This window comes from Tabrizicola thermarum, assembly GCF_003574395.1.
In the GTDB taxonomy this organism is placed as follows: domain Bacteria; phylum Pseudomonadota; class Alphaproteobacteria; order Rhodobacterales; family Rhodobacteraceae; genus Tabrizicola; species Tabrizicola thermarum.
The window spans coordinates 129028-151149 of record NZ_QMJY01000082.1; the positions used below are offsets into that span (position 1 = coordinate 129028).

Here is a 22122-nt window from a genome sequence, read left to right on the forward strand (position 1 = left end):
GGAGCCCGGCAAGCACGCCTTGCGGGCGGGCAAAGGCGCATCCTTCACGGATCCGTGTTGCCTGCGCGCGGACGGGTGGCCAGGGCAAGCGCACCGGCCGCAAGGCTCAGCGCCAGACCCAGCCGGGCCGCCTCCTGCATCGCGCCGCCGGGCAGCGCGATATCCAGCGCCAGCACCGGAACGGTAAAGCCCATGCCCAGGATCAGGACCACTCGCAGGATGTCGCGCAGGCTCAGCCCCGGCGGCAGGCGCAGGCGCAAGGCGGCGATCAGGCCAAGGCCCAGAAGCAGCATGCCCACGGGCCGCCCCAGCCACAGCGCGGCCAGCACCGTCACCGTGGTCGGCGCAAAGGCCGACAGGTCGACCCCGCCGCGCGTCAGGCCGAACAGGAACAGGATCCCCGTCAGGGGCCAGGCCAGCGCCTGCGCCAAACGGTTCAAGGGATCGTGCAGCAGTTCCTCGACCTCGGCGAACAGGCCGAAGCTGCGGTCGGCATGGGCGATGGCCGGGATCACCGGCAACAGCCCCAGCGCCGGCGGCAGGCCCGAGGCGGCGACGCCGATCCAGGACAGCAGCCCCGCAAGCACATAGGGCAACAGCCGGTCGCGCGCACGCCGGTGCCGCTCGGGCGCGTCGGGCGACGGTGGACGACCGAAGGCCAGCCAGACCCCCAGGGCCGCCACGACGGGCAGGGCCAGCCAGGCCAGCCGCAGCGAGACCGCAGGATGGGTCAGCCCTGCGATCAGCAGCGCCAGGATGTCGGTGGCGGTCGCCAGAAGCAGCAGGAGATGCAGCGCCAGCGACCCGCGCGGAAAGATCGCCCGCCCGACCAGAAAGCACAGCACCACGTCCGACCCCAGCGGCACTTGCCAGCCCGTGGCAAATCCCGCTTCCTCGGCCGTCTCGATCAGGCTGCCGACCAGAACCCAGACCAGCACCGCGCCGATCATGCCGCCCAGCACCATGCCCACCGGCAGGACCGCCTGCCGCCCCTTCAGCGCGCCATGCTCCAGCACCAGCGCCTCCCACAGCTCCTTGCCGACCACGAACAGGAACAGGGCCATCAGCCCGTCCGATACCAGGCTCATCGGCGTCAGGCTGATCGGCAGCGGCGCAAGCCAGTCCGGCAGGTTCAGGTCAAGAAGCCGCCACTCGATGCTGTCGTAATAGCTGGCGGGGGCCAGGTTCACCCAGACCGTCGCCAGGACGGCGCCCCCCAGCAGGGCCTGGGCAAGGCGCGGCACGAAAGAAGAGACGCGATACATGAGACAAGGTCCGTCAGGGTCTTCGGGCCATTTGACCCGGAATCCCGCGCCCCGCAATGGGACTGACGCCGACCGACCGGGATGACGGCTTGCGCCCGCAAGTGGAAGCGGCCAGCTTTCGCCGATGGACCTTGCCGCCGACATCCGGGCCTGCCGCCTTTGCGCCGACCGCTTCGCCGCCACCGCGACCGCCCACGGCCCGCGCCCCGTCGTCTGGTTCCGCCCCGGCGCGCGGCTCTTGATCGCCGGTCAGGCCCCCGGCGCGCGGGTGCATGACAGCGGGCGGCCCTTCACCGACCGCTCCGGCGACCGGCTGCGCGACTGGTTGGGGGTGAGCGAGGCCGAGTTCTACGATCTTTCCCGCGTGGCGATCGTGCCGATGGCCTTCTGCTTTCCGGGCTATGACGCCAGGGGTGCGGACCTGCCGCCGCCCCCGATCTGCGCCCAGACCTGGCGCGCGCGCGTGATGGACAGCCTTGGCCCTCTGCCGCTGACCCTTCTTGTCGGCGGGGCCGCAATCCGCTGGCATCTGGGCCTGCGGGACGTGACGCAGGCCGTGGCCGATTGGCGCGCCCCGGCCTCGCGTGGCGTCTTTCCCTTGCCGCATCCCTCGTGGCGGAATACGGGGTGGCTGAAACGCCATCCGTGGTTCCAGGCCGAGCTTCTTCCGGCCCTGCGCGCCCGGGTGCGAGAGGTGCTGGATGTCTGAACTCGTGACCCCGCTCGATGCCGCCCACGCCGCCGTCTCGGCCGACCCCGGGAACGAGGCGCTGCGCCTGCGCTTCTTCGAACGCCTTGCCGATGGCGAAATGGTGATCCTGCTGGAACGCGAAGCCCAGGGCGACAGCCTGGAGCCGAAGGTGTTCCAGCTGGAGGACGGCCCCGTGGTCCTGGTCTTCGACAGCGAGGAGCGGCTGGCCAGCTTCACCGGCGGGATCACTCCCTATGCCGCTCTGCCGGGCCGGGTGATCGCGGGGCTTCTGAAGGGGCAGGGGATCGGCATGGGGGTGAACCTGGGCGTGGCACCTTCGTCGATGCTGCTGCCGCCCGAGGCGATGGACTGGCTGGCCGAAACGCTGGACGGCGGGCCGGAGGAGGTTCAGGCCCTGCCGCAGGACTTCCTGCCGCCCTCCGTGCCCGAGGCGGTGATCGCAGCACTGGATGCCAAGCTGGCGCGGGCAGGGGGCCTTGCCACCGCGGCACTTCTGGCCGGGGTCGTCTATCGCGACGGGCGGCGCGGGCATCTTCTGGCGGTTCTGGACGCAGCCGAGGGCGCCGAGGCGGCGCTTGCCCGCGCGATGAACGAGGCGCTGGTGTTCTCCGGGATCGAGGCGGGCGAGCTCGACGTCGTCTTCCTTCGCGCCTCGGACCCCGCCGCCGCCGTCATGGCCCGCGTCGCGCTGCGCTTTGACCTGCCATCGCCCCAGGTTCAGGACGCGACCCCCGCTGCCCCCGGCATGGACCCCGCGCGCCCGCCGAAGCTGCGGTGAACGAATTGAGCGCCTTGCGGCGCAAGCCCATGTCTCGCCTCTGGCCGTTCCGGCCAACCGGCTCGGGCGGCCTTCGGCGAGAGTATTTGGGAAAAGAGCAAGCCGAAATATGGGGTAAAATGATACCTGTCTAGCAGATCTTTGATTTTGCTTGATTAAATCTCTGTCGTGGCGCTTGACGCTGCACGGACCTTCGGCGATAAGCCTGCATCCGAGTTTCCGGGGGCATCTGGCCCCCTTCTTCTTTGGGAAAGCCATGAAAACCTTCACCGCTACTCCGGCGGACATCGAGAAGAAGTGGATCCTGATCGACGCCGAGGGCGTTGTTCTGGGCCGCCTCGCCACGATCGTCGCCAACATCCTGCGCGGCAAGAACAAGCCGACCTTCACCCCCCACATGGACATGGGCGACAATGTCATCGTCATCAACGCCGACAAGGTGCAGATGACCGGCAAGAAGCGCGACGAAAAGGTCTACTACTGGCACACCGGCCATCCGGGCGGCATCAAGCAGCGGACCGCGCGGCAGGTGCTGGAAGGCAAGCACCCCGAGCGCGTGGTGGAAAAGGCCGTCGAGCGCATGATCACCCGCAACCGTCTGGGCCGCCAGCAGATGACCAACCTGCGCGTCTATGCCGGCAGCCAGCACCCGCATGAGGCGCAGCAGCCCACCGTTCTGGACGTCAAGTCCATGAACCCGAAGAACACCCGGAGCGCGTGATCATGGCCGACATCAAATCTCTCGATGACCTGAAATCGGCCGTCGGTTCGGCCCCCGCCGCTGTCGAGGCCGCTCCGCGCGTTCCCGTCCGCGACAAGCTGGGCCGTTCCTACGCGACCGGCAAGCGCAAGGATGCTGTCGCCCGCGTCTGGGTCAAGCCCGGTTCCGGCAAGGTCGTGGTCAACGGCAAGGAAATGGCGGTCTACTTCGCCCGTCCCGTGCTGCAGATGATCCTGAAGCAGCCCTTCACCGTGGCGAACGTGGAAGGCCAGTTCGATGTCTACGCGACCGTCGCCGGGGGCGGGCTCTCGGGCCAGGCCGGTGCGGTGAAGCACGGGATCTCCAAGGCGCTGCAACTGTACGAACCCACGCTGCGCCCCGCGCTGAAGGCCGCAGGCTTCCTGACCCGCGACAGCCGCGTGGTCGAGCGGAAGAAATACGGCAAGCCGAAGGCCCGCCGCTCGTTCCAGTTCTCCAAGCGCTAACCGCTATCCCGGGCTGTGCTGCAGCGCGGCAAACCACAGAAGGCCCGCCCGACCGGCGGGCCTTTTCCATTGCCCCCACTTGCATTGCCGGGGTCGCGCCGCCAGTCTCCCGCCAAAAGCACAGGCATCGGGGACGACATGGACGGCGAGGATGACAAGGCAAGCGCAGCGGATGTCTCCCCGGACGGGATCACCCGCTACACTGTCGGCAACTCTCAGGTTCAGATCGGCCGCTACACTTACGGCACCAAGAAACTCGGCATACTGCAATGGCGCGAAGGGGCGAACCTCACCATCGGGTCGTTCTGTTCGGTCTCGGGGCGGATGACCGTCTACCTCGGCGGCAATCACCGCGTTGACTGGGGCACCACCTATCCCTTCGGCCATGTCTTCGTCGGCGCCTTCGGGGGCCGCGACATCGTCGGTCATCCGCAGACCAATGGCGATGTCGTCATCGGCAACGACGTCTGGATCGGGATGAACGTCACCATCATGTCCGGCGTGACGATCGGGGACGGGGCGGTGATTGCCGCGAACTCCACCGTCGGAAAATCGGTCGGCCCCTACGAGATCTGGGGCGGCAACCCGGCCCGCCTCATCAGGCCGCGCTTTCAGGAAGCCATTTCGCGCCGGCTTCATGCGCTGCGTTGGTGGGACTGTTCCCAGGCCACGATCCGAGAGCTGGTGCCGCTTCTGTCGATGCCGCCCGACGACACGATCCTGGACCGGATGGAAGAGATCGTCGCCCGTGACCCGTCCCGCCGCCGAGAGCAAAAAAAACGGGCCGGTGTGACCCGGCCCAGTTCAGGGGTAAGAGCGCGGAAACGCTCGGGGAATTGGGTCTCAGGCTTTCCAGAACGGCTTGGTGGCTTCGCTTGCGGCGGTCTGCGAATCCAGCCCGATGTCGCGCAACAGATGCGCGTCCAGGGCGGCCAGCTGGCGCCGCTCGCGTTGGCGCAGCGCGGCGGCACGGACAGCCGTCACAAGCCGCGCCAGCACCGTGTCGCGCCGAAGAAGGGGAAGGACAATCTGGCTCTGGGGCATTTATGCCTCCTGCGATTTGTATTGATACAATATCTGTGTTTCGGTAGGAACAATGTAGCGAGAATCCAGAATGAGTCGCCAGAGGATTATTGTGACTGATACAACTTGGTCTCCCGATCTGACTCAATTTCCCGGACCGAAGTATCTGGCCCTGTCGCGTGCCCTGCGCGACGCGATTCGCAACGGCGATCTGCCGGCGAATTCCCGGCTTCCAACGGTGCGTGATCTGGCCTGGCGGCTGCAGACGACGCCCGGAACCGTGGCGCGGGCCTACCAGCTTGCCACGCAGGAAGGCCTGCTTGCCGCCACGGTCGGGCGGGGCACGTTTGTAGCGGCACAATCGCCGCGCCTTGGCCCGACCCAGCCGCTTTACGCCGAGCGGATCACCGGCGGCGCGACGGGCCTTGTCGATCTGCGCGCGCCTCAGGTGCCCGACATGGGACAATCCCAGGCCTTCCGGCAGGTGCTTCTGGAGATGGCCGAGGGCACCGGGCAGGGCTGGCTCGACTACACCAGCCAGTCCGGCGAACTGGCGCTCCGCCGCGAAGTCGTGGGCTGGATGGGCGACCGCATCCTGGGGTCGATCGGCCCGGACGATGTGGCGCTGACCCATGGCGGGCAGAACGCGATCCATCTGATCTTCGACTGCTGCCTGCGCGGGGATCGTCCCGTCGTCCTGATCGAGGAGCTCGCCTATCCCGGATTCCGCTATGCCGCCCGCGCTGCCCGGGCAGAGGTGGTGCCGGTCGAACTTGACGAACAGGGCATCGTTCCCGCCGCGCTCGAGGCCGCCTGCCGTCGCCACGGCGCGCAGGTCCTGTGTCTGACGACCGAGGCGCAGAACCCCACCACCGGGCGGATGCCGGTCCGGCGGCGGCAGGAAATCGCCGAGATCGCCCGCGCCTACGACCTTCAGGTGCTGGAGGACGACTGCTATTCCGTCGCCGCCTCCGACATCCCCAGTCTGCGCGCCCTTGCGCCGGAACGGGTCTGGCTGGTGGGGTCGGTCTCCAAGACCCTCTCCGCCGCTCTCCGCTTTGGCTATGTGATCTGTCCGGCGGGCATGGGCGAGGCCGGACGGCTGACCGCCCAGCACGGCTTCTTTGCCCTCTCGCGCCCGGTGGCCGAGATGATGCTGCGCCTGTTCCGGTCCGGCGCGGCCGCCCGGATCCGCGAACAGGTGCAGGCCGAGTTTTCCGCCCGCCAGCAGATCCTGGTCAATCACCTGGGCGCCTTCGACCTCGGCTGGCAGCCCGGGGTGCCCTTCGTCTGGCTGCGCCTGCCACAGGGTTGGCGCGCCTCGACCTTCCTGCGCACCGCCGAAACCCGCGGCGTCCTGGTGCGGTCTGCCGACGAATATGCGCTTGTGCATGGCCGGGCTCCGAACGCCGTCCGCATCGCCATCGCCGCCGGCGTCCCGCGCGAGGCCTTCGAGACCGCCATGCAGACGCTTGCCGACCTCCTGGCTCGGCCGCCGTCCGACCTTCTGGTCTGAAATTCCAGACCTGTTGCAAATCGGACTCGCTCACGCGGATTTGCCTGGAAGCCAGATTGACCGCAGGGCACGCCTTGCCGCACCCTTGCGGCACGAGCAGTAAAAAAGAGAGCCCGAAAAATGGGACTTCAACATACATTCCACGCTCCGCATGGCGGCGCGGATTTTCTGGGTTTGCGCAAGAACCGTCAGGGCAGCACCGAGATCGTCTACGATGACGGCGTCGCACGCCGGATGGTCTGGCGCGTGGCGAGCGACGATCCCTCCGAGGCCCGCATCAGTGAGGCCCTCCGCGTCGCGGTCGGCTCGATCCGGGTGGTGCCCACGCTTTATGACGAGCTGAAGAAACGTGCGATCGCCATCGAGCGCGTCGCCTCCTGACCAGAGGTCGGACCGGGGTGGCACGATCCGCCCCTGTCCGCCCATCCGGCAGGGTTGATTTCGCCGCCGATTGATGGCCCTCTTGCCTGGACGTGAATGTCTGGGCTAGATTTGATCAAATCACAAGGCTGCCGAAGCGCAGCCGGACAGGGGGCAAGATGGCTGCAACGCCAAGTTCCGAGGCCAGGGCGGGCCTCAAGCTGATCAGTCCGACAGCGATCTATGTGATTCTCCTGCTGGCCGTGCCGCTGGCGACCGTTCTCGTCTATTCGGTCATGACCGGCGGACGCGGCATCGTCTCGCTTCCGCTGACGATCGACAATTACGCCCAGCTCTGGTCGAAATCGGTCTACGGCTACATCATGTTCAAGTCGCTGATGGTGGCGCTGACCGTGACCTTCATCACCGTGATACTGGCCTATCCGGTCGCCTATTTCGTCAGCTTCCACGTCAAGCCCGACCGGAAAAGCCTCTGGCTCTTCCTCATCACCATCCCGTTCTGGACCAGCTACATCATCCGCGTCAGCCTCTGGTTCGTGATCCTCGGCTATGACGGGGTGCTGGACAAGACGCTGATGGGTCTGGGGATCATGAACACCCAGCTCAACTTTTCCAGCTACGGCATCCCCGCGATCATCTTCGTCCTCGCCCATGCCTACGCCCCCTTCGCCGTGCTGCCAATCTTCGTCAGCCTGGAAAAGGTCGATCGCTCGCTGCTCGAGGCCGGACAGGACCTGGGCGAATCCCGCTGGATCACCTTCCTGCGTGTGACCTTGCCCCTGTCGATGCCCGGCGTGATCGCCGCGGCACTCATCGTCTTCATCCCCACGGTGGGCGACTATGTGACCCCGAAACTCGTCGGCGACGGCAAGGAACCGATGATCGCCAACTTCATCGAGACGCAACTCCTGAAACTCCAGAACTTCCCGCAGGGCTCGGCCTTCGCCGTGGCCTCGATGCTGATGGTGGGCATCGTCTCGGTTGCCTTCGTCCTGCTGAACCGCCGCTTCATCGGGGGCCAGAAATGAAGGCCCCCTGGCTGCGCAGCTTCACGCTTCTTTACCTTGTCTTCCTCTACAGCCCGATCATCCTTCTGCCGATATTCGCCTTCAACGACTCAAAGGTCGTGGCCTTCCCGCTGACCGGCTTCACGCTCGGCTGGTTCCGCGAGATGTTCAGCGACGTGAACCTGCGCATCGCGGCCAAGAACAGCCTCATCATCGCGCTGTCGGTGGCCACGCTCTCGACGATCCTCGGCATCTTCGCCGCCCGCGCCTCGGTCCGCTACCGCTTCCCCGGCAAGGCGGCGATCATGGGGCTCATCATGCTGCCGCTGGTCCTGCCCGAGATGATCGTGGCCATGGCGCTTCTGGTCGTCCTCTTGTCGATGGGCGTGCCGCTGTCGCTTTTCACCGTCATCATCGGCCAGGTGCTGATCTGCACCCCCTTCGCCGTGGCCATCCTGACCTCGGCATTCCAGTCGCTCGACCGCTCGCTGGAAGAGGCCGCGATGGACCTCGGCGAAACGCAATGGTCCACCTTCCGCCTGATCGTCCTGCCGCTGGTGATGCCCGGGATCCTGTCCAGCTTCCTGATCTGCTTCACCATCGCCTTCGACGAATTCATCGTCGCCAACTTCCTCGGCTCGGGCCAGCCGATCCTGTCGGTCTACATCTTCGGCCAGTTCCGTTTCCCCGCAAAGGTGCCCTCGATGCTGGCCCTGGGGACGGTTCTGGTCTGCATGTCGATCATCCTGCTCGGCTTCGCCGAATACATGCGCCGCCGCGGCATCGCCAAGGCTGGCGGCAAAGATACCGGAGGCTTCCTGTGACCTTTTCCGATGACCGTCCGACGATGATCGAATTCAAGGACGTCCACAAATACTACGGCGATTACCACGCGCTGCGCGGGATCAACGGCACGATCAAGGCGGGAGAGTTCTTCTCGCTCCTCGGCCCTTCCGGTTGCGGCAAGACCACGCTGCTGCGCACCATCGCCGGGTTCGAGGACATCTCCTCGGGTGTCATCATGATCGACGGCAAGGACATGGCCGGGGTGGCTGCCAACGTCCGGCCGACGAACATGGTGTTCCAAAGCTACGCGATCTTCCCGCACATGTCGGTGGCCGAGAACGTGGGCTTCGGCCTGCGCAAGGACCCGCGATCAAAGGAGGAAAAGGCCCGCGCCGTCGCCGAGGCGCTGGAGATGGTGGGCCTCAAGGGCTATGGCAACCGCGCCGCGCACGCGCTGTCCGGCGGCCAGCGGCAGCGCGTGGCCCTCGCGCGGGCGCTGATTCTGAAGCCCAAGGTGCTGCTGCTGGACGAACCGCTCTCCGCGCTCGACAAGAAGATGCGCGAACACATGCAGGTCGAGCTCATCAAGCTGCAACGTCAGGTCGGCATCACCTTCATCCTCGTCACCCATGACCAGGAAGAGGCGCTGGTCATGTCCGACCGCATCGCCGTGATGTTCGAGGGCGAGATCGCCCAGCTTGCCGACCCCGAAACCCTCTACCGCCGCCCGGCCACGAAGAAGGTCGCCGACTTCATCGGCACGATGAACTTCGTCCCGGCCGAGATCCTGTCCGAAACCGGCAACGCCGTCGAAGTCGATGCCAAGGGCCTTGGCCGGGTGATGCTGGACATCGCCCAGGCGCCGGCCAAGGCGGGCGAAAGCCCCGTCGTCGGCCTTCGCCCCGAGACGCTGACCCTGCTTTACGACGACCAGAAGCCGTCGGAACGCGAGACGGACGGTGTGATCGACGAGGTGATCTACTTCGGCGACATGACCTATTACGACGTCTATCTTGGCGGGACGGACGTGGAAGTGCGCCTGTCGATGCGCAACGTCCCCGGCCGCCCGGTGCTGGACGTGGGCGAAAAGGTCCGCGTCGCCTGGAGCCCCTCGGCCCTCGTCCTCTTCCGCTAGGGCCGGGCCGATGTCTTGAAGGATATCGGACCAGGGCCTTTGAAGGCGCCCAGCCTTGGTTCTTGAAGACTACGGGCCGTCTGCGGCGCGGGGCAGGGCCCTTGCCGCAGCCTCGCCCGTCCATCGCTCCCTGGCGATGACGCGCCCGAAGCCCACCTTGCCATCGGTCTGCGCGCCGCTCGACCGGCTGCCTCCTGCCGACATCCTGACGGTGTGCACCCACCCTGGCCTGCGACGGCGCGAAAACGTTCGGTTCGGGGCAGATCGGCGAAGAAGGCTAACGCTTTCTGAACGCCCGCAACCAACCCCTTGATTTTCCTGCAAAGCAAGAAGTGACCGCGCGCGGCGCCCACTCAGCGGTCGGGCGACAACAGCCCCAGCCCCCGCAGATAGATCCCGATCCCGGTCTCCAGCAGGTCCTCCGGCGGCCAGGGCTGGGGGCCGCCGTTGCCGCGCAGGAACAGCTCCACCACCCCGTGGCTGATCGCCCAGACATGGGCCGAAATCATCGAGCCCGGTGGCCGCCTGCCTTCGGGCAGACCCCGCACAAGGCCCTCCGCCGCCCGGTCCAACGTCGCCCTCGCTTTCCCGGAAACCGAGGCGAGATCGGGATGCTTCCCCGGCTGGAGCCCGCTTTCGAACATCGCCTGGTAATGGCCGGGATACTTCCGGGCAAAGGCGAGGTAAGCCCGCCCCGTCGCCTCGAACGCCGCCAGCGCCGAAGGCCGCCCCTCGTCGTAGGCGTATTCCAGGAGCGCCGCGAAGATGTCGAACCCCTGCCGCGCCACCTCGGCCAGCAGATCGTCCCGCCCGGCGAAATGCCGGTAGACCGCCGCCGGGGTCACATCCGCGGCCTTGGCGGCTTCGGACAGGGTGAACCCCTGCGGCCCCTTCTCGGCGATCAGCTCAAGTGCCGCCTCGACCAGGGCCTGCCGCAGATTCCCGTGGTGATACCCCCGCTTCACGTCAGCCCTTGGCCCGCAGCTTCGGCCCGCCGCAGATCCTGTCGTCGACCTTCCCGATCGCCGCCGCATCCTTGCCCTGATAGTCGACCGACCCCAGGATCGTCTGGATCGCCGCAAGCCTGGCCCGCTTCTTGTCGTCGGACAGGATCACCGTCCACGGCGCGTGCCTGAAATGGGTCCGCTCCATCGTCTCGTCGATGGCCGCGCAATACTCGTCCCACTTTGCAAGTCCATCCACGTCGATCTGGCTGAGCTTCCACTGCTTCAGCAGATCGCCCTCGCGGTCGAGGAACCGCTTCAACTGTTCGGCCCGCCCCACCTCCAGCCAGATCTTGCGGAAGATGATCCCCTCCTCGACGATCATCTGCTCGAATTCGGGGAGCTGCCGGAAGAACTTCTCCCGCTGCTCGGGTTTGCAGAAGCCGAACACATGCTCGATCATTGCGCGGTTGTACCAGCTGCGGTCGTAGAGCGCGACCTCGCCCCTGGCCGGGAACCAGTCGACATAGCGCTGGAAATACCACTGCTGGCTTTCCCGCTCGGTCGGCTTCGGCAGGGCGACGACATAGGCCTGGCGCGGGTTCATGTTCGCGGTCACCGCCTTGATCGTCCCGCCCTTGCCTGCGGCGTCGCGGCCTTCGAAGACGACGATCAGCCGCTGCCCGCTTGCCTTGATCCCGGCCTGCATCTTGGCAAGCTCGATCTGGAGCACCGCCATCCGCGCCTCATATTCCCTGGCCTTCATCTCTTCCCGGTAGGGGTATGAGGCGGTCAGGATGTCGTCTTTCCCGGCCCGCTCGATCGCCTCGCGCACCTCTTTCGGGGCGCCCTCGCGGAAATAGCGGCTGATCGCGCCGTCGAAGGGTAGGGTCATCTTTCGCCTCCTTGCAGTACGGCCAGTATGGCGATTGACAGGCCTAGCGCAATGCGGCGCGGTCGATGGCCGCAATTACCACGGACGCGTGGCTGTGGTGCGGCATGTGGCCCGCACCGGGGATCATGGTGATCGAGGCATTGGGCAGAAGATGCGACAACGGACCGGAATGGATATCCAGCGGCACGATGGTATCGGCGGTGCCGTGGATCAGCTCCACCGGCAGGGTCAGCGTCGGATAGCGCGGTTCCATGGTAACAAGTTCGGCCCGCAAGGCATTGATCTGGATGGTGTTCGCAAGAAGTGTCCTGCGCCGCAGGGTCAGCGCCGCACCCAGGTGCTCCTCATATCCCTCGGGCACCGGATCGGGCCCAAAGATCGTGGCGGTGATCGACCGGACATAACTGTCGGGCAGGAATGCTGCGACCAGCGGTATGGCCAGATGCTTGCCGGGCCAGGTGTCCGTCAGGCGATACCAGGGATCCAGCTTGCCGGGCCAGGGCATCGAGGGCGCGCTGACCAGCACCAGCGCGCGCGGTCCCCCGTCCAGCGCCCAGGCCAGCGCGACCGCTCCGCCGTAGCTTTGGCCCAGCACCACAGGCTCGGTCACGCCCAGCTGCGCAAGCCCCGCCTTGATGTGCTGCGCCTGGGCCAGCAGGCTGGCATCCTCCAGCGGGTCGGAGTAACCAAGGCCGGGCCGGTCCACCGCGATCACCCGGTAACGGTCGGTCAGCCGGTCGCGCAACGAGAAGGTCAGGTCGCGCAAGGACCCGCTGGCCCCGTGGATCAGGACCAGATCGGGGCCTTTGCCCGCGATCTCGTAGTGCAGGCGCCTGCCGTTGACCGTGACGAACCGACCCGAGGGCGGAAAGGCCGCCTCGGCCGCCACCTCGCGCGCCGAGGCCCGCCAGTGGGTGACACCGGCAAGGACCAATATGGCGATGACTAGACTAAGAGCCAATCTTTTCAATGTCATATGGCGTTGTCTGGTAGATCTCGTTGATCCAGTTGCCATATAGAAGATGCGCGTGGCTTCGCCACCGGTTCAGCGGCGGCCGCGCGGGATTGTCATCAGGGTAGTAGTTCAGGGGCACATTGATCGGGGTGCCGTTGGCGACGTCGCGGTCATATTCCTGCTTCAGCGTGTCGCTGTCATATTCGAAGTGGTTGAAGATATAGAGCGCCCGGTGCGCGGCGTCCTCGACAAGACAAGGTCCCACCTCCTCGGAGCCCAGCAGGGTCTTGAGCCCCGGCACGGCGTCGATCTCGGCCTGCTTCATCTCGGTCCAGCGGCTGACGGGGATGACGAAATCATCCGAGAATCCGCGCAGATAGGGCGAGGTCGGCGCAAGGTTCTGGTGGCGGAAGCAGCCGAAGGCCTTGGCGGGCAGCATATGCTTTTGCACGCCGTGGAAGTGGTTGATCATCGCCATGCCGCCCCAGCATACGCCAAAGGTGGAATGCACGTTTTCCTGGGCCCAGTCAAAGACTTCGCAGAGTTCCTTCCAGTAGGTCACTTCCTCGAAGGGCAGGTGCTCGATCGGCGCGCCGGTGATGATGAGACCATCGAATTTCTCGCCCTTCACCTCCTGAAAGGGACGGTAGAAGGCGGCCATGTGCTCGGCGGCGGTGTTCTTCGTCTCGTGGCTGGTCATCCGGATCAGCTGGAGGTCGATCTGCAAGGGCGTCGCGCCGATCAGCCGGGCAAACTGGTTTTCCGTCTGGATCTTCTTCGGCATGAGGTTCAGCAGCCCGATCCGCAAGGGCCGGATGTCCTGCCGCGCTGCCCGTTCGGGCGACATGACCATGACGCCTTCGTTCCGCAGAACGTTGAAGGCGGGCAGGGTCTCGGGCAGGGTAATGGGCATCGGTCGCTTCCTCTGGGGCCGTCTAGGTAAGGCGATCAGGTCCGGCGATCAAGCGCGCTGGCCATCAGCGCGTCGAAATCCTCGGCCGAGCGGACGGCGGCGACCTCCTCGGCGGTCACCGTTACGCCCCAGCGCGCCATCGCGGCATAGCGCGGCTGGCGGTGCGCAAGGGCACGGGCATAGGTCCAGCGCACGAAGTGGTCGGGATCGCAGGTTTCCTCGGTAACGGAATGGGTTGCGCGGTAATCTTCCCACGCCGCATGAAGAAACTGCGGCTGGTAGTACATCGGCTTCGGCGCCCGGTCGAAGCGACGGACAAGCTCTGCGGTATGCGCCTCCGAGCCCTTGATCCAGACCATGAGCAGCGTCTGGGCCAGCTGGCGCATCACCTGGTCCTGCGGGTCATCCGGTTCCACCACCTCGCAGATCGACCCCGAGGTGTCGCAGACGAAATGCGGATAGCCGTAGAGTTCATCCGCCCGGTCCATGAAACGCGCGGTGTCCAGCGTGGCCGCAATCTCGGCCTGGCGATGCTGTTCCTGCCGTTTCATGTATTCCGCGAAGGGCAGGCCGCCCTTGGCCGGATCGCCGGGCTTGCCCAGGTAGGTCGACAGCGGGGCGAGGTTGTCGAAGGTGATGTTCGACGCGATATGGACGCTGTCCGTCATCAGAAGCTCGCGCAGAAGCGGCACCTTCATCGCCTCGCGCTTGAAGTTGTCGGCGATGTATTCGCCCATGTAGCGGGTGCCGATCCGGTAATCGACCGAATAGTGGAACCAGTCGCCGTGGTCGCGCAAGAGGTTGGAAAGATAGGTCTTTCCCAGCCCGGACATGCCGAACAGCATCACCCGCTTGCGCGTGGCCTCCAGATAGTCGCGGCCGGAACGGTAGATCATCGCGTCACCTCTTCGCCCCCTGTTAGCGCCGCGCCGAGGGCTTCACAACGAAAAACCCCGCCCGGAAAGGGGCGGGGTTTCGGGTCATGGGTTAGGGATCAGAACGAGTAGCCGATCTTGATGCCGACGCCGATCCCGCTGTTGTTGGTGAAGACGCCGCTGACCGGCGGCTTGGTCGTCGCGTCACCAAGATCGACATAGCGCACGCCACCGGTGATCTTCAGATTGTCCATGGTGTAGGTGGCGGCCAGGCCGATGCTCTTCATCCCGTCGGTCGGGCCGAGATTGCCCGTCAGATCGCCGTCGGAGGGCTCGTAGCCAATGGTGACGGCGCCGGACCAGTTGTCGTTGAACCGTCTGCCGATGCCAAGGTTGTAGGTCACGCGGTCGCTGGCATAGTCCACAAGGTTCCCCAGCGGCGCAGGATAGGCCGGGGGGTCGATGATGAAGGCCGTCCAGTCGACCCAGCGGATCGAACCGAACAGAAGCGTATCCTTGGCGATCCCGGTCTGGAACTCCAGATTGACAGACTGCGGCACCTCGGTGTCGAAGCCAGCCGTGGGCACTCCGCCTTCGACCGATTGCAGCGAGTGGGTGATCGCCGAGTTGTAGGTCAAGGCGACCCGTGCGGCAATTTCAGGCTTTTCCCAGGCGACACCCACAACATAGCCGATTTCAGAGTCGTGGTTGGTGTCCAGCGTGTATCCGAGGAAGGGCAACGAGACTTCGCCGTGCACGGTCTCATAGCGAAGGCCGCCGTAAACCGAGACGTTGTTGTCGAACTTATAGCGCAAAAGCGCGGTCAGCGCGTTCGAGGTCAGCGTCGCAGTCGATCCGGCAAGCGGATATGGCGCTGCGCTGGCGGGATAATTCACATTCGCACCGATCGGCTGATCCAGAACCATGGCCAAGGCCATGCGGTCGCCGATATCCATCTTGTAGCCAAGGCTCCAAGAATTGTAGCCCCCGGCCATGTCACCCGAGGAAATGATCCCGCCCGGTCCGACGCCGCCGCTGACGCTTGGGTCAAAACGGCCGAAGCTCAGTTCGGCATAACGGCCCTTCTCGAACAGGATCGCCACCGACTGCGTCGACCTTTCAACCCCCCCTGCAACCGCTCCACTGGCCCCTGCGAGCACGGCGACTGACGCCATGAGAAAACTTTTCATCTTTTCTTCCCTCAACCTGAACTCCCGACCCGGGAATTCCCCCTGGAGAAAAGGCTAAGCGCTGGGACTTTTTGGGTCAATCAATGACGCCACGTCACGGTTTTGTGACCTGTGCCCCCTGTGGCACGGACGCTCTACCGCCCAATGTCAGCCATATCCCCAGGAAGATCAGCGCGGCCCCGGCGAACAGGGTGAATTCGATGGGTTCATTGTAGAAGACGGCGCCGACGACCGCGATGATCGGCAGACGGGCGAAATCCACCGGGACCACGACACTGGCCGGGGCAAGGCTCAGCGCAGTGGTCAGGCACAGATGCGCGGTGATCCCGGCGAAGGCGATCAGAACCAGCCAGGGCAGGGTGGCCGCGGTCGGAAAGGTCACCGGGCCAAGGGCGAGCATTGCCACGCTGCCCAGCACGGCCTGCATGAGCGTCAGCCAGAACAGGATCGAGATGATCGCCTCGCCGCGTGTCAGCGCCTTGGTCATGATCGTCGTGGCGGCGAAGAACACCGCTGCTGCGGCTGCGGCCAGCACGCCGGGCTCGACCGCGCCAAAGCCGGGGCGGGCGACGATCAGCACGCCCGCGAACCCCAGCGCCGCCGCCACCAGCTTGCGCCGCGTCAGGTGTTCGCCCAGGAATACCGGCGACAGCAGGATCACCCAGATGGGCGAGGTGAACTCCAACGCGAAGACCTGCGCCAGCGGGATCACGGTCACCGCGTAGAACCACAGCGACTGGCCCGAAAAGTGGAAGAGGTTGCGCAGCACATGGCTGCCAAGCCGATCCCTGCGCACCCGGCCCAACTGGCCAAGCGCCAAGCCGAAGGCCAGCACGATGACCCAACCGATCATCGACCGGAAGGCGAGGATTTCGAACGTGTCGTGCACGCCCTTGATCTGCCGCGTCGAGATCGCCATCGCTGTGAAGGCGGCGATGGCCCCGGTCATCCAGGCGGCAGCGGCAAGCGGGAGGTTGGGGCTGGTCATGGCCGCACCGTTGCCGGGCGGGGGGGAAATGTCCAGATGGCCCCCTTCGCCTCAGCTGCCTGTCTCGGGCAGCACCAGCACCTTGACCTCACCCGGCCGTGCCGCCTTGGCGATGGCGGCAGGCGCTTCGGACAGTCCGATGCGACGCGAGATCAGCGGGCCGACCTGAACCTGCCCCGATTGCAGCATCCGGATCGCCCGCGACTGGGTGAAGGGGTTCAGAAAGCTGTGCAACAGCCGGATTTCGCGGAACAGAAGATCGAAAGGCTCGATCAGCACCCGTTCCCCCTTGGGCAGCACCCCCAGCACCACGATCCGCCCGCCCGATCGTGTCAGTCGCGGTGCCATCTCTACGGTCTCGGCCACCCCGGCGCATTCCAGCGCCAGATCGGCCCCGCCCGGCAGGAGTGCCATCGCCTTCTCCAGCGTTGCCGCTGTCGCCGTCGCGCCAAGACTCTCGGCCAGCCGGCGCTTTTCGGCCTGACGGGTGACCAGCACCACCTCGGCCCCGGCAGCGCGCACCAGTTGCAGCGCCGGCAGCCCGATGACGCCGCCGCCAAGGACCACGACCCTTTCGCCCGGAACCGACGCGCCAAGGTCAAGCCCGTGCAGCGTGCAGGCCAGCGGCTCGGCAAAGGCAGCAGTCTCGGGGGAAAGATCGCCCACGGGCAGCGCGCGGTGGGCGGGCAGGGTGGCGTATTCGGCAAAGCCCCCGTCCCGATGGATGCCGATGGCCACGTTGCGGATGCACAAGTTCACCCGGCCGCGGAGGCATTGGTCGCAGGTGCCGCAGGCGATGTTCGGGTCGCAGGCAATGCGCGTGCCCAGGGGCAGGGTGACGCCATCCCCGACCGCGACCACCTCGCCGCAGAATTCGTGCCCCAGAGTGACGGGCGGAGCGCAGGGAAACTCGCCCTTGAAAAGATGCCGGTCGGTGCCGCAGATGCCTGCCGCCAGAACGCGGACTAGAACCTCGCCTGACTGCGGTTGCGGAACGGGAAGTTCCACCGCGGCAATGTCGCCCACTGTTCGCAACTGCACGGCCCGCATCCGACCCTCCCACCCTGGCTCCCTTACCGCGATCTTGGCACGGCGATCACCGGCTGTCGCGGGGCAACTGTGCGCAACCACACAGAACTTCGCGGGTTGTCACGGTTGTCGCCTGACCCCCGGCGGCCTACCTGAACAACAGACCGGAAGGACCCGCCATGACCCAAATGCCGACCATAGCCCGCCAACCCGACCACCCGGTCGCGCCGCAATTCCCGGCGCGCTGGTCGCCACGGTCCTTTACCGACCGTTCCCTGACGATGGACGAGATCCTGACTCTTCTGGAAGCGGCCCGCTGGGCACCGTCCGCGTCGAACCACCAGCCCTGGCGGCTGGTCTGGGCGCTGAGGGATGAGCCCGGCTTCACCGCCATCCATGCCGCGCTGACCGGCAACAATCTGACCTGGGCGGGCAAGGCTGCCGCGCTGATTGTCGTAGCGTCAAAGGACACCGTCCTGAATCGGGACAGCGTCGAGGTCCCGAACCGCACTGCGGGCTTTGACACCGGCGCCGCCTGGATGAGCCTGGCGCTGCAGGCGCAGACCATGGGCCTTGCCGCGCATGCGATGGGCGGTTTCGACCAGGCGGCGCTTGCCGCAGCCGTTGCCTTGCCCGGGGGGCACACGCTGCACTGTGTCGTGGCGGTTGGTGAACAGGGACCGGTCACGGCGCTGCCCGAGGACCTCGCCGCGCGTGAAAAGCCCAGCGGCCGCAAGCCCTTGTCCGAGACCACGCGCCACGGTCGCTTCTAGGGACAGCCGATCTCTGGCGTATCCGACCATAAGCCGACGGCGAATGAGGAGGTGTCACTCAAGTTCGATCGTCCCCGGCGGCTTCGAGGTGCAGTCGTAGAAGACGCGGTTGATGCCCTTGACCTCGTTGATGATCCGGGTGGCGGTCTCGCCCAGGAAATCATGGGTGAAGGGGTAGTAATCGGCAGTCATTCCGTCGACGGATGTCACCGCCCGCAGCGCGAGCGCATAGTCATAGGTCCGCCCGTCGCCCATCACGCCCACGGTCTTCATCGGCAGGATCGCGGCGAAGGCCTGCCAGATCTCGTCGTACAGCCCGTGCTTGCGGATCTGGTCGATGTAGACCGCATCGGCGCGGCGCAGGATGTCCAGCTTTTCGCGGGTGATCTCGCCGGGGCAGCGGATGGCCAGGCCGGGGCCGGGGAAGGGATGGCGGCCGATGAAGGATTGCGGCAGGCCCAACTCGCGCCCCAGCGCGCGGACCTCGTCCTTGAAGAGTTCGCGCAGGGGTTCGACGAGCTTCAGCCCCATTTTCTCGGGCAGGCCGCCGACGTTATGGTGCGACTTGATGGTGACCGAGGGGCCGCCGGAGAATGAAACGCTCTCGATCACGTCGGGGTAGAGCGTTCCCTGTGCCAGGAAGGTCGCGCCGCCGACCTCGGCCGCGTGTTTCTGGAACACGTCGATGAACAGCCTGCCGATGGTCTTGCGCTTGACCTCGGGGTCGCTGACCCCCTCCAGCGCCGACAGGAACAGGTCGGACTCGTCGGCATGGATCAGCGGCATGTTGTAATGGTCGCGGAACATGCTGACGACCTGCTCTGCCTCGCCCAGCCGCAACAGGCCGTGATCCACGAAGACGCAGGTCAGCTGGTCGCCGATCGCCTCGTGGATCAGCACGGCGGCGACCGAGCTGTCCACCCCGCCGGACAGCCCGCAGATCACCTTGGCATCGCCCACCTGTTCGCGGATTTTCCGGATGGCCTCTTCGCGGTAGGCGCCCATCGTCCAGTCGCCCTTGAACCCGGCCAGCCGGACGAAATTCTCGAACAGCTTCGCGCCCTTCGGGGTGTGATGCACCTCGGGGTGGAACTGGACGGCATAGAAGTGCCGGTCGGGATCGGCGGTGATGGCGAAGGGCGCGTTGGGCGAGGTGCCATAGACCCGGAACCCCGGCGCGAGTTTCGAGACATGGTCGCCGTGGCTCATCCAGACCTGTTCCTGCGCCTGGGGCCCCGCCTCGGGCGGGAACCAGCCGGCGAGGAAGGGGTGGGTCAGCGCCGTTGGCGTGACGAAAGCCTTGCCGAACTCTGCCGTGCCGTGGCCACCTTCCACCTGGCCGCCGAGGCAATGCATCATCACCTGCTGGCCGTAGCAGATGCCAAGGATCGGCACGCCCATCTCGAACACGCCCTTGGGCGGCATCGGCGCGTTGTCCCAGTAGACGCTGGCCGGCCCGCCCGAAAAGATCACCGCCTTGGGCGCGAAGGCCTGAAGGAAGGCCTCGTCCACGCGGTTGTAGGGGTGGATTTCGCAATAGACGTTCAGCTCGCGCAGCCGACGCGCGATCAGCTGCGTCACCTGGGACCCGAAGTCGATGATCAGAAGGCGGTCATGTGTCTGGCTCATGCGCCCGCGTAGCGCGAGGCCGCAAGCGGTGCAAGGGGTGGCGGGTGGCGGACCGGGGGTTTCACACCCCCGGACCCCCGTGGAGTATTTGGCGAAAAGGGCAAGCCAGGGCCGTTTGCGACGCATGGGCATGTCGGTTTTGGAAAGGATTGGACGGTTTCGGGGGGCGGTTCCAGACGGATTGGCGGCATAAGGGCGGCAAACATCCCTCGGAGGCCGACATGAACGAAGTTGCAGGGCGCAGGTCGCGCAGTGGTGGGGGCGCCAGCCGCCGGGCAGAGCGCACCGCGATCAGCTTCGAGACCGCGCGCTACATCCAGCGCAACATCCCGAACTTCGAGATCCTGAACGAGGAAGCCCTTCAGATCATCGAGCACAACGCGGAAACCGTGCTGGAAGAGATCGGCGTGAATTTCGTCGAGAACCCCGCCGCACTCGCCCGCTGGCGCGATGCGGGCGCGGATGTGCAGGGCGAACGCGTTCATATCCCGCGCGGCCTTGCGCGCAAGCTCATCTCCACCGCGCCGAAGTCCTTTGTCCAGCACGCCCGCAACCCCGAACGCAACGTCGAGATCGGCGGGCGCAGCCTGGTGCTGGCCCCGGTCTATGGCCCGCCCTTCGTGCGCGACATGGAAGGCGGGCGCCGCTATGCCACGCTGGAGGATTTCCGCAACTTCGTGAAGCTCGGCTACATGTCGAAGTGGCTGCACCATTCCGGCGGCACGGTCTGCGAACCCACGGACGTGCCCGTGAACAAGCGCCACCTGGATATGCTGCTTGCCCATATGACCCTGTCGGACAAGCCCTTCATGGGGTCCGTCACCGAACCCAGCCGCGCGCAGGATTCGGTGGATATGGCCAAGATCCTGTTCGGCGCGGAGTTCGTCGAGCAGAACACCGTGATGACCAGCCTCATCAACATCAACTCGCCCATGGTCTTCGACGGGATCATGATGGGCGCGCTGGAGGTCTATGCGGCGAACAACCAGGCAAGCATTGTCTCGCCCTTCATCGTCGGCGGAGCCATGGCGCCGGTGACGGTGGCAGGCACGCTGACCCAGGTGCTGGCGGAAATCCTGGCCGGTGTCAGCTATTCGCAGCTCGTGCGCCCCGGCTCGCCGGTCATTGCCGGGGCCTTCGTGACCTCGATCGACATGAACTCGGGCGCGCCGACCTTCGGCACGCCCGAGGCCGCGCATATCACCTATGGCGCGGGGCAACTGGTGCGGCGGCTGGGGCTGCCCTATCGGTCGGGCGGGTCGTTCTGCGGCTCGAAACTGCCCGATGCCCAGGCGGCCTACGAGACGGCGAACAGCCTGAACATGGCGCTGCTGGCGGGGGTCAACTTCATGCTGCATGCCTGCGGCTGGCTGGAAGGTGGCCTCGTGTCGTCCTACGAGAAATTCGTGATGGATGCCGACCAGCTTGGCACGCTGCACCACCTGGCGCAGGGCATCCTGATGGACGAGAACGGTCAGGCGATGGACGCGATCCGCGAGGTCGGTCCGGGCGGCCATTACCTTGGCTGCCAGCACACCCAGGCCAACTTCAAGTCGGCTTTCTGGCGCTCGGACCTCTTCGACTACAAACCCTTCGAGACCTGGGCCGAGGAGGGTGCCCGCGACACCCAGACGCTGGCCAACGAGCGGGTCCGAAAGCAACTGGCCGATTACCAGGCCCCCGACATGGACCCCGGCACGCGCGAGGCGCTTGAAGCCTTTGTGACGCGCCGCAAATCCGAGATGCCGGACGCCTTCATCTGACAGGACAAAGGGGCGGACCTTCCGCCCCTTCTGCCTTTCCGCACCTCGGCGTGGCGACTAGGCCATGCCGCTGCGGCGCAGGAACTGCGCTTCGGCCAGGATGGCGATCAGCACCTCGATGTGGCGCGCCACCGAATAGGCGGCGTCGCCCGCGATGCGTGTCGCCTCCAGCCTGGCCTCGACCGTCATCAGCGAGCTGACCGTCTCTTCCGGCGATCCCACTCTTTCGACATAGCGGCGCAGGTCGCGTTCGCGCCGGTAATCGCTCAGTCCGAAACGCGCCGCGCGCATCAGAAGCCGGGGGCGGCGCAGGCTGGCAAGAAGGGTGCGACAGTCGGTCATCGGGATCCTCCGTAACT

The 22122-nt window shown here is 65.9% G+C and carries 23 protein-coding genes; 12 read left to right on the top strand and 11 right to left on the bottom strand.

Features of this window, described 5'->3' with window-relative positions:
* Positions 1-44: 44 nt before the first annotated feature.
* On the bottom strand, positions 45-1265 hold the full coding sequence (locus D5084_RS15910; RefSeq protein WP_162302454.1) for a Na+/H+ antiporter NhaA: 1221 nt from the start codon (positions 1263-1265) through the stop codon (positions 45-47).
* Between the two features lie 124 nt (positions 1266-1389).
* Here D5084_RS15910 and D5084_RS15915 point away from each other — a divergent pair, with 124 nt between their 5' ends.
* The 10 genes from D5084_RS15915 to D5084_RS15965 all read left to right on the top strand — a co-directional run bounded on the left by D5084_RS15915 (position 1390) and on the right by D5084_RS15965 (position 9809).
* Positions 1390-1974 (top strand): uracil-DNA glycosylase family protein, encoded by a 585-nt coding sequence (locus D5084_RS15915; protein ID WP_128516487.1) that lies wholly within the window; start codon positions 1390-1392, stop codon positions 1972-1974.
* Between the two features lie 4 nt (positions 1975-1978).
* A complete protein-coding gene (locus D5084_RS15920; protein ID WP_162302459.1) occupies positions 1979-2755 on the top strand; it encodes an SseB family protein in 777 nt (258 codons plus the stop codon).
* 256 nt (positions 2756-3011) lie between these two features.
* Positions 3012-3476 carry a 50S ribosomal protein L13 gene (rplM, locus tag D5084_RS15925; RefSeq protein WP_128516489.1) on the top strand — a complete coding sequence of 155 codons (465 nt, stop codon included), beginning with the start codon at positions 3012-3014 and terminating at the stop codon, positions 3474-3476.
* Between the two features lie 2 nt (positions 3477-3478).
* The gene (rpsI, locus tag D5084_RS15930; protein WP_128516490.1) at positions 3479-3961 is read left to right on the top strand and encodes a 30S ribosomal protein S9; all 483 of its coding nucleotides are present in this window, start codon (positions 3479-3481) and stop codon (positions 3959-3961) included.
* Between the two features lie 138 nt (positions 3962-4099).
* Positions 4100-5104, top strand: coding sequence for a CatB-related O-acetyltransferase (locus D5084_RS19005; RefSeq protein ID WP_238382679.1), 1005 nt, complete (start codon positions 4100-4102; stop codon positions 5102-5104).
* Positions 5097-6500: an aminotransferase-like domain-containing protein gene (locus tag D5084_RS15945; RefSeq protein WP_128516491.1), complete on the top strand. Its 1404-nt coding sequence runs from the start codon at positions 5097-5099 to the stop codon at positions 6498-6500. Before D5084_RS19005 ends, D5084_RS15945 begins: the two co-directional genes overlap by 8 nt.
* Before the next feature lie 120 nt (positions 6501-6620).
* Positions 6621-6881, top strand: a complete 261-nt coding sequence (locus D5084_RS15950) for a hypothetical protein (protein ID WP_128516492.1) — start codon at positions 6621-6623, stop codon at positions 6879-6881.
* A gap of 158 nt (positions 6882-7039) precedes the next feature.
* Complete coding sequence (locus tag D5084_RS15955) at positions 7040-7909, top strand: ABC transporter permease (protein WP_128516493.1); 870 nt, start codon at positions 7040-7042, stop codon at positions 7907-7909.
* Positions 7906-8712: an ABC transporter permease gene (locus D5084_RS15960; protein ID WP_128516494.1), complete on the top strand. Its 807-nt coding sequence runs from the start codon at positions 7906-7908 to the stop codon at positions 8710-8712. The genes D5084_RS15955 and D5084_RS15960 overlap by 4 nt, the downstream gene beginning before the upstream one ends.
* Before the next feature lie 23 nt (positions 8713-8735).
* Entirely contained in the window at positions 8736-9809 is a 1074-nt protein-coding gene (locus tag D5084_RS15965) for an ABC transporter ATP-binding protein (protein WP_202910078.1), read from the top strand.
* A 353-nt stretch (positions 9810-10162) separates the two neighbouring features.
* Here the strand turns inward: D5084_RS15965 and D5084_RS15970 are convergent, their stop codons facing one another.
* The 8 genes from D5084_RS15970 to D5084_RS16005 all read right to left on the bottom strand — a co-directional run bounded on the left by D5084_RS15970 (position 10163) and on the right by D5084_RS16005 (position 17619).
* The gene (locus D5084_RS15970) at positions 10163-10774 is read right to left on the bottom strand and encodes a TetR/AcrR family transcriptional regulator (protein ID WP_238382680.1); all 612 of its coding nucleotides are present in this window, start codon (positions 10772-10774) and stop codon (positions 10163-10165) included.
* 1 nt (position 10775) lies between these two features.
* A complete protein-coding gene (gene ppk2, locus D5084_RS15975) occupies positions 10776-11648 on the bottom strand; it encodes a polyphosphate kinase 2 (RefSeq protein ID WP_128516497.1) in 873 nt (290 codons plus the stop codon).
* Between the two features lie 43 nt (positions 11649-11691).
* Positions 11692-12609 carry an alpha/beta fold hydrolase gene (locus tag D5084_RS15980; RefSeq protein WP_238382681.1) on the bottom strand — a complete coding sequence of 306 codons (918 nt, stop codon included), beginning with the start codon at positions 12607-12609 and terminating at the stop codon, positions 11692-11694.
* Positions 12599-13516 carry a homoserine O-acetyltransferase MetA gene (metA, locus tag D5084_RS15985; RefSeq protein ID WP_128516499.1) on the bottom strand — a complete coding sequence of 306 codons (918 nt, stop codon included), beginning with the start codon at positions 13514-13516 and terminating at the stop codon, positions 12599-12601. The genes D5084_RS15980 and metA overlap by 11 nt, the downstream gene beginning before the upstream one ends.
* 35 nt (positions 13517-13551) lie before the next feature.
* Positions 13552-14412, bottom strand: a complete 861-nt coding sequence (locus tag D5084_RS15990; RefSeq protein ID WP_128516500.1) for an ATPase — start codon at positions 14410-14412, stop codon at positions 13552-13554.
* A 98-nt stretch (positions 14413-14510) separates the two neighbouring features.
* On the bottom strand, positions 14511-15581 hold the full coding sequence (locus tag D5084_RS15995; protein WP_128516501.1) for a hypothetical protein: 1071 nt from the start codon (positions 15579-15581) through the stop codon (positions 14511-14513).
* A gap of 94 nt (positions 15582-15675) precedes the next feature.
* Positions 15676-16569, bottom strand: a complete 894-nt coding sequence (locus tag D5084_RS16000) for a DMT family transporter (protein ID WP_128516502.1) — start codon at positions 16567-16569, stop codon at positions 15676-15678.
* Between the two features lie 51 nt (positions 16570-16620).
* Positions 16621-17619 carry an alcohol dehydrogenase catalytic domain-containing protein gene (locus D5084_RS16005; protein ID WP_128516503.1) on the bottom strand — a complete coding sequence of 333 codons (999 nt, stop codon included), beginning with the start codon at positions 17617-17619 and terminating at the stop codon, positions 16621-16623.
* 158 nt (positions 17620-17777) lie between these two features.
* Between D5084_RS16005 and D5084_RS16010 the strand changes: the two genes are divergently transcribed.
* Entirely contained in the window at positions 17778-18371 is a 594-nt protein-coding gene (locus D5084_RS16010) for a nitroreductase family protein (RefSeq protein WP_128516504.1), read from the top strand.
* 54 nt (positions 18372-18425) lie between these two features.
* Here D5084_RS16010 and guaA read toward each other — a convergent pair whose 3' ends face one another.
* A complete protein-coding gene (guaA, locus tag D5084_RS16015; protein WP_128516505.1) occupies positions 18426-20000 on the bottom strand; it encodes a glutamine-hydrolyzing GMP synthase in 1575 nt (524 codons plus the stop codon).
* 221 nt (positions 20001-20221) lie between these two features.
* Between guaA and D5084_RS16020 the strand changes: the two genes are divergently transcribed.
* Positions 20222-21763: a trimethylamine methyltransferase family protein gene (locus D5084_RS16020; protein ID WP_128516506.1), complete on the top strand. Its 1542-nt coding sequence runs from the start codon at positions 20222-20224 to the stop codon at positions 21761-21763.
* A gap of 57 nt (positions 21764-21820) precedes the next feature.
* Here D5084_RS16020 and D5084_RS16025 read toward each other — a convergent pair whose 3' ends face one another.
* A complete protein-coding gene (locus D5084_RS16025) occupies positions 21821-22105 on the bottom strand; it encodes a DUF6477 family protein (protein ID WP_128516507.1) in 285 nt (94 codons plus the stop codon).
* Positions 22106-22122 lie beyond the last annotated feature (17 nt).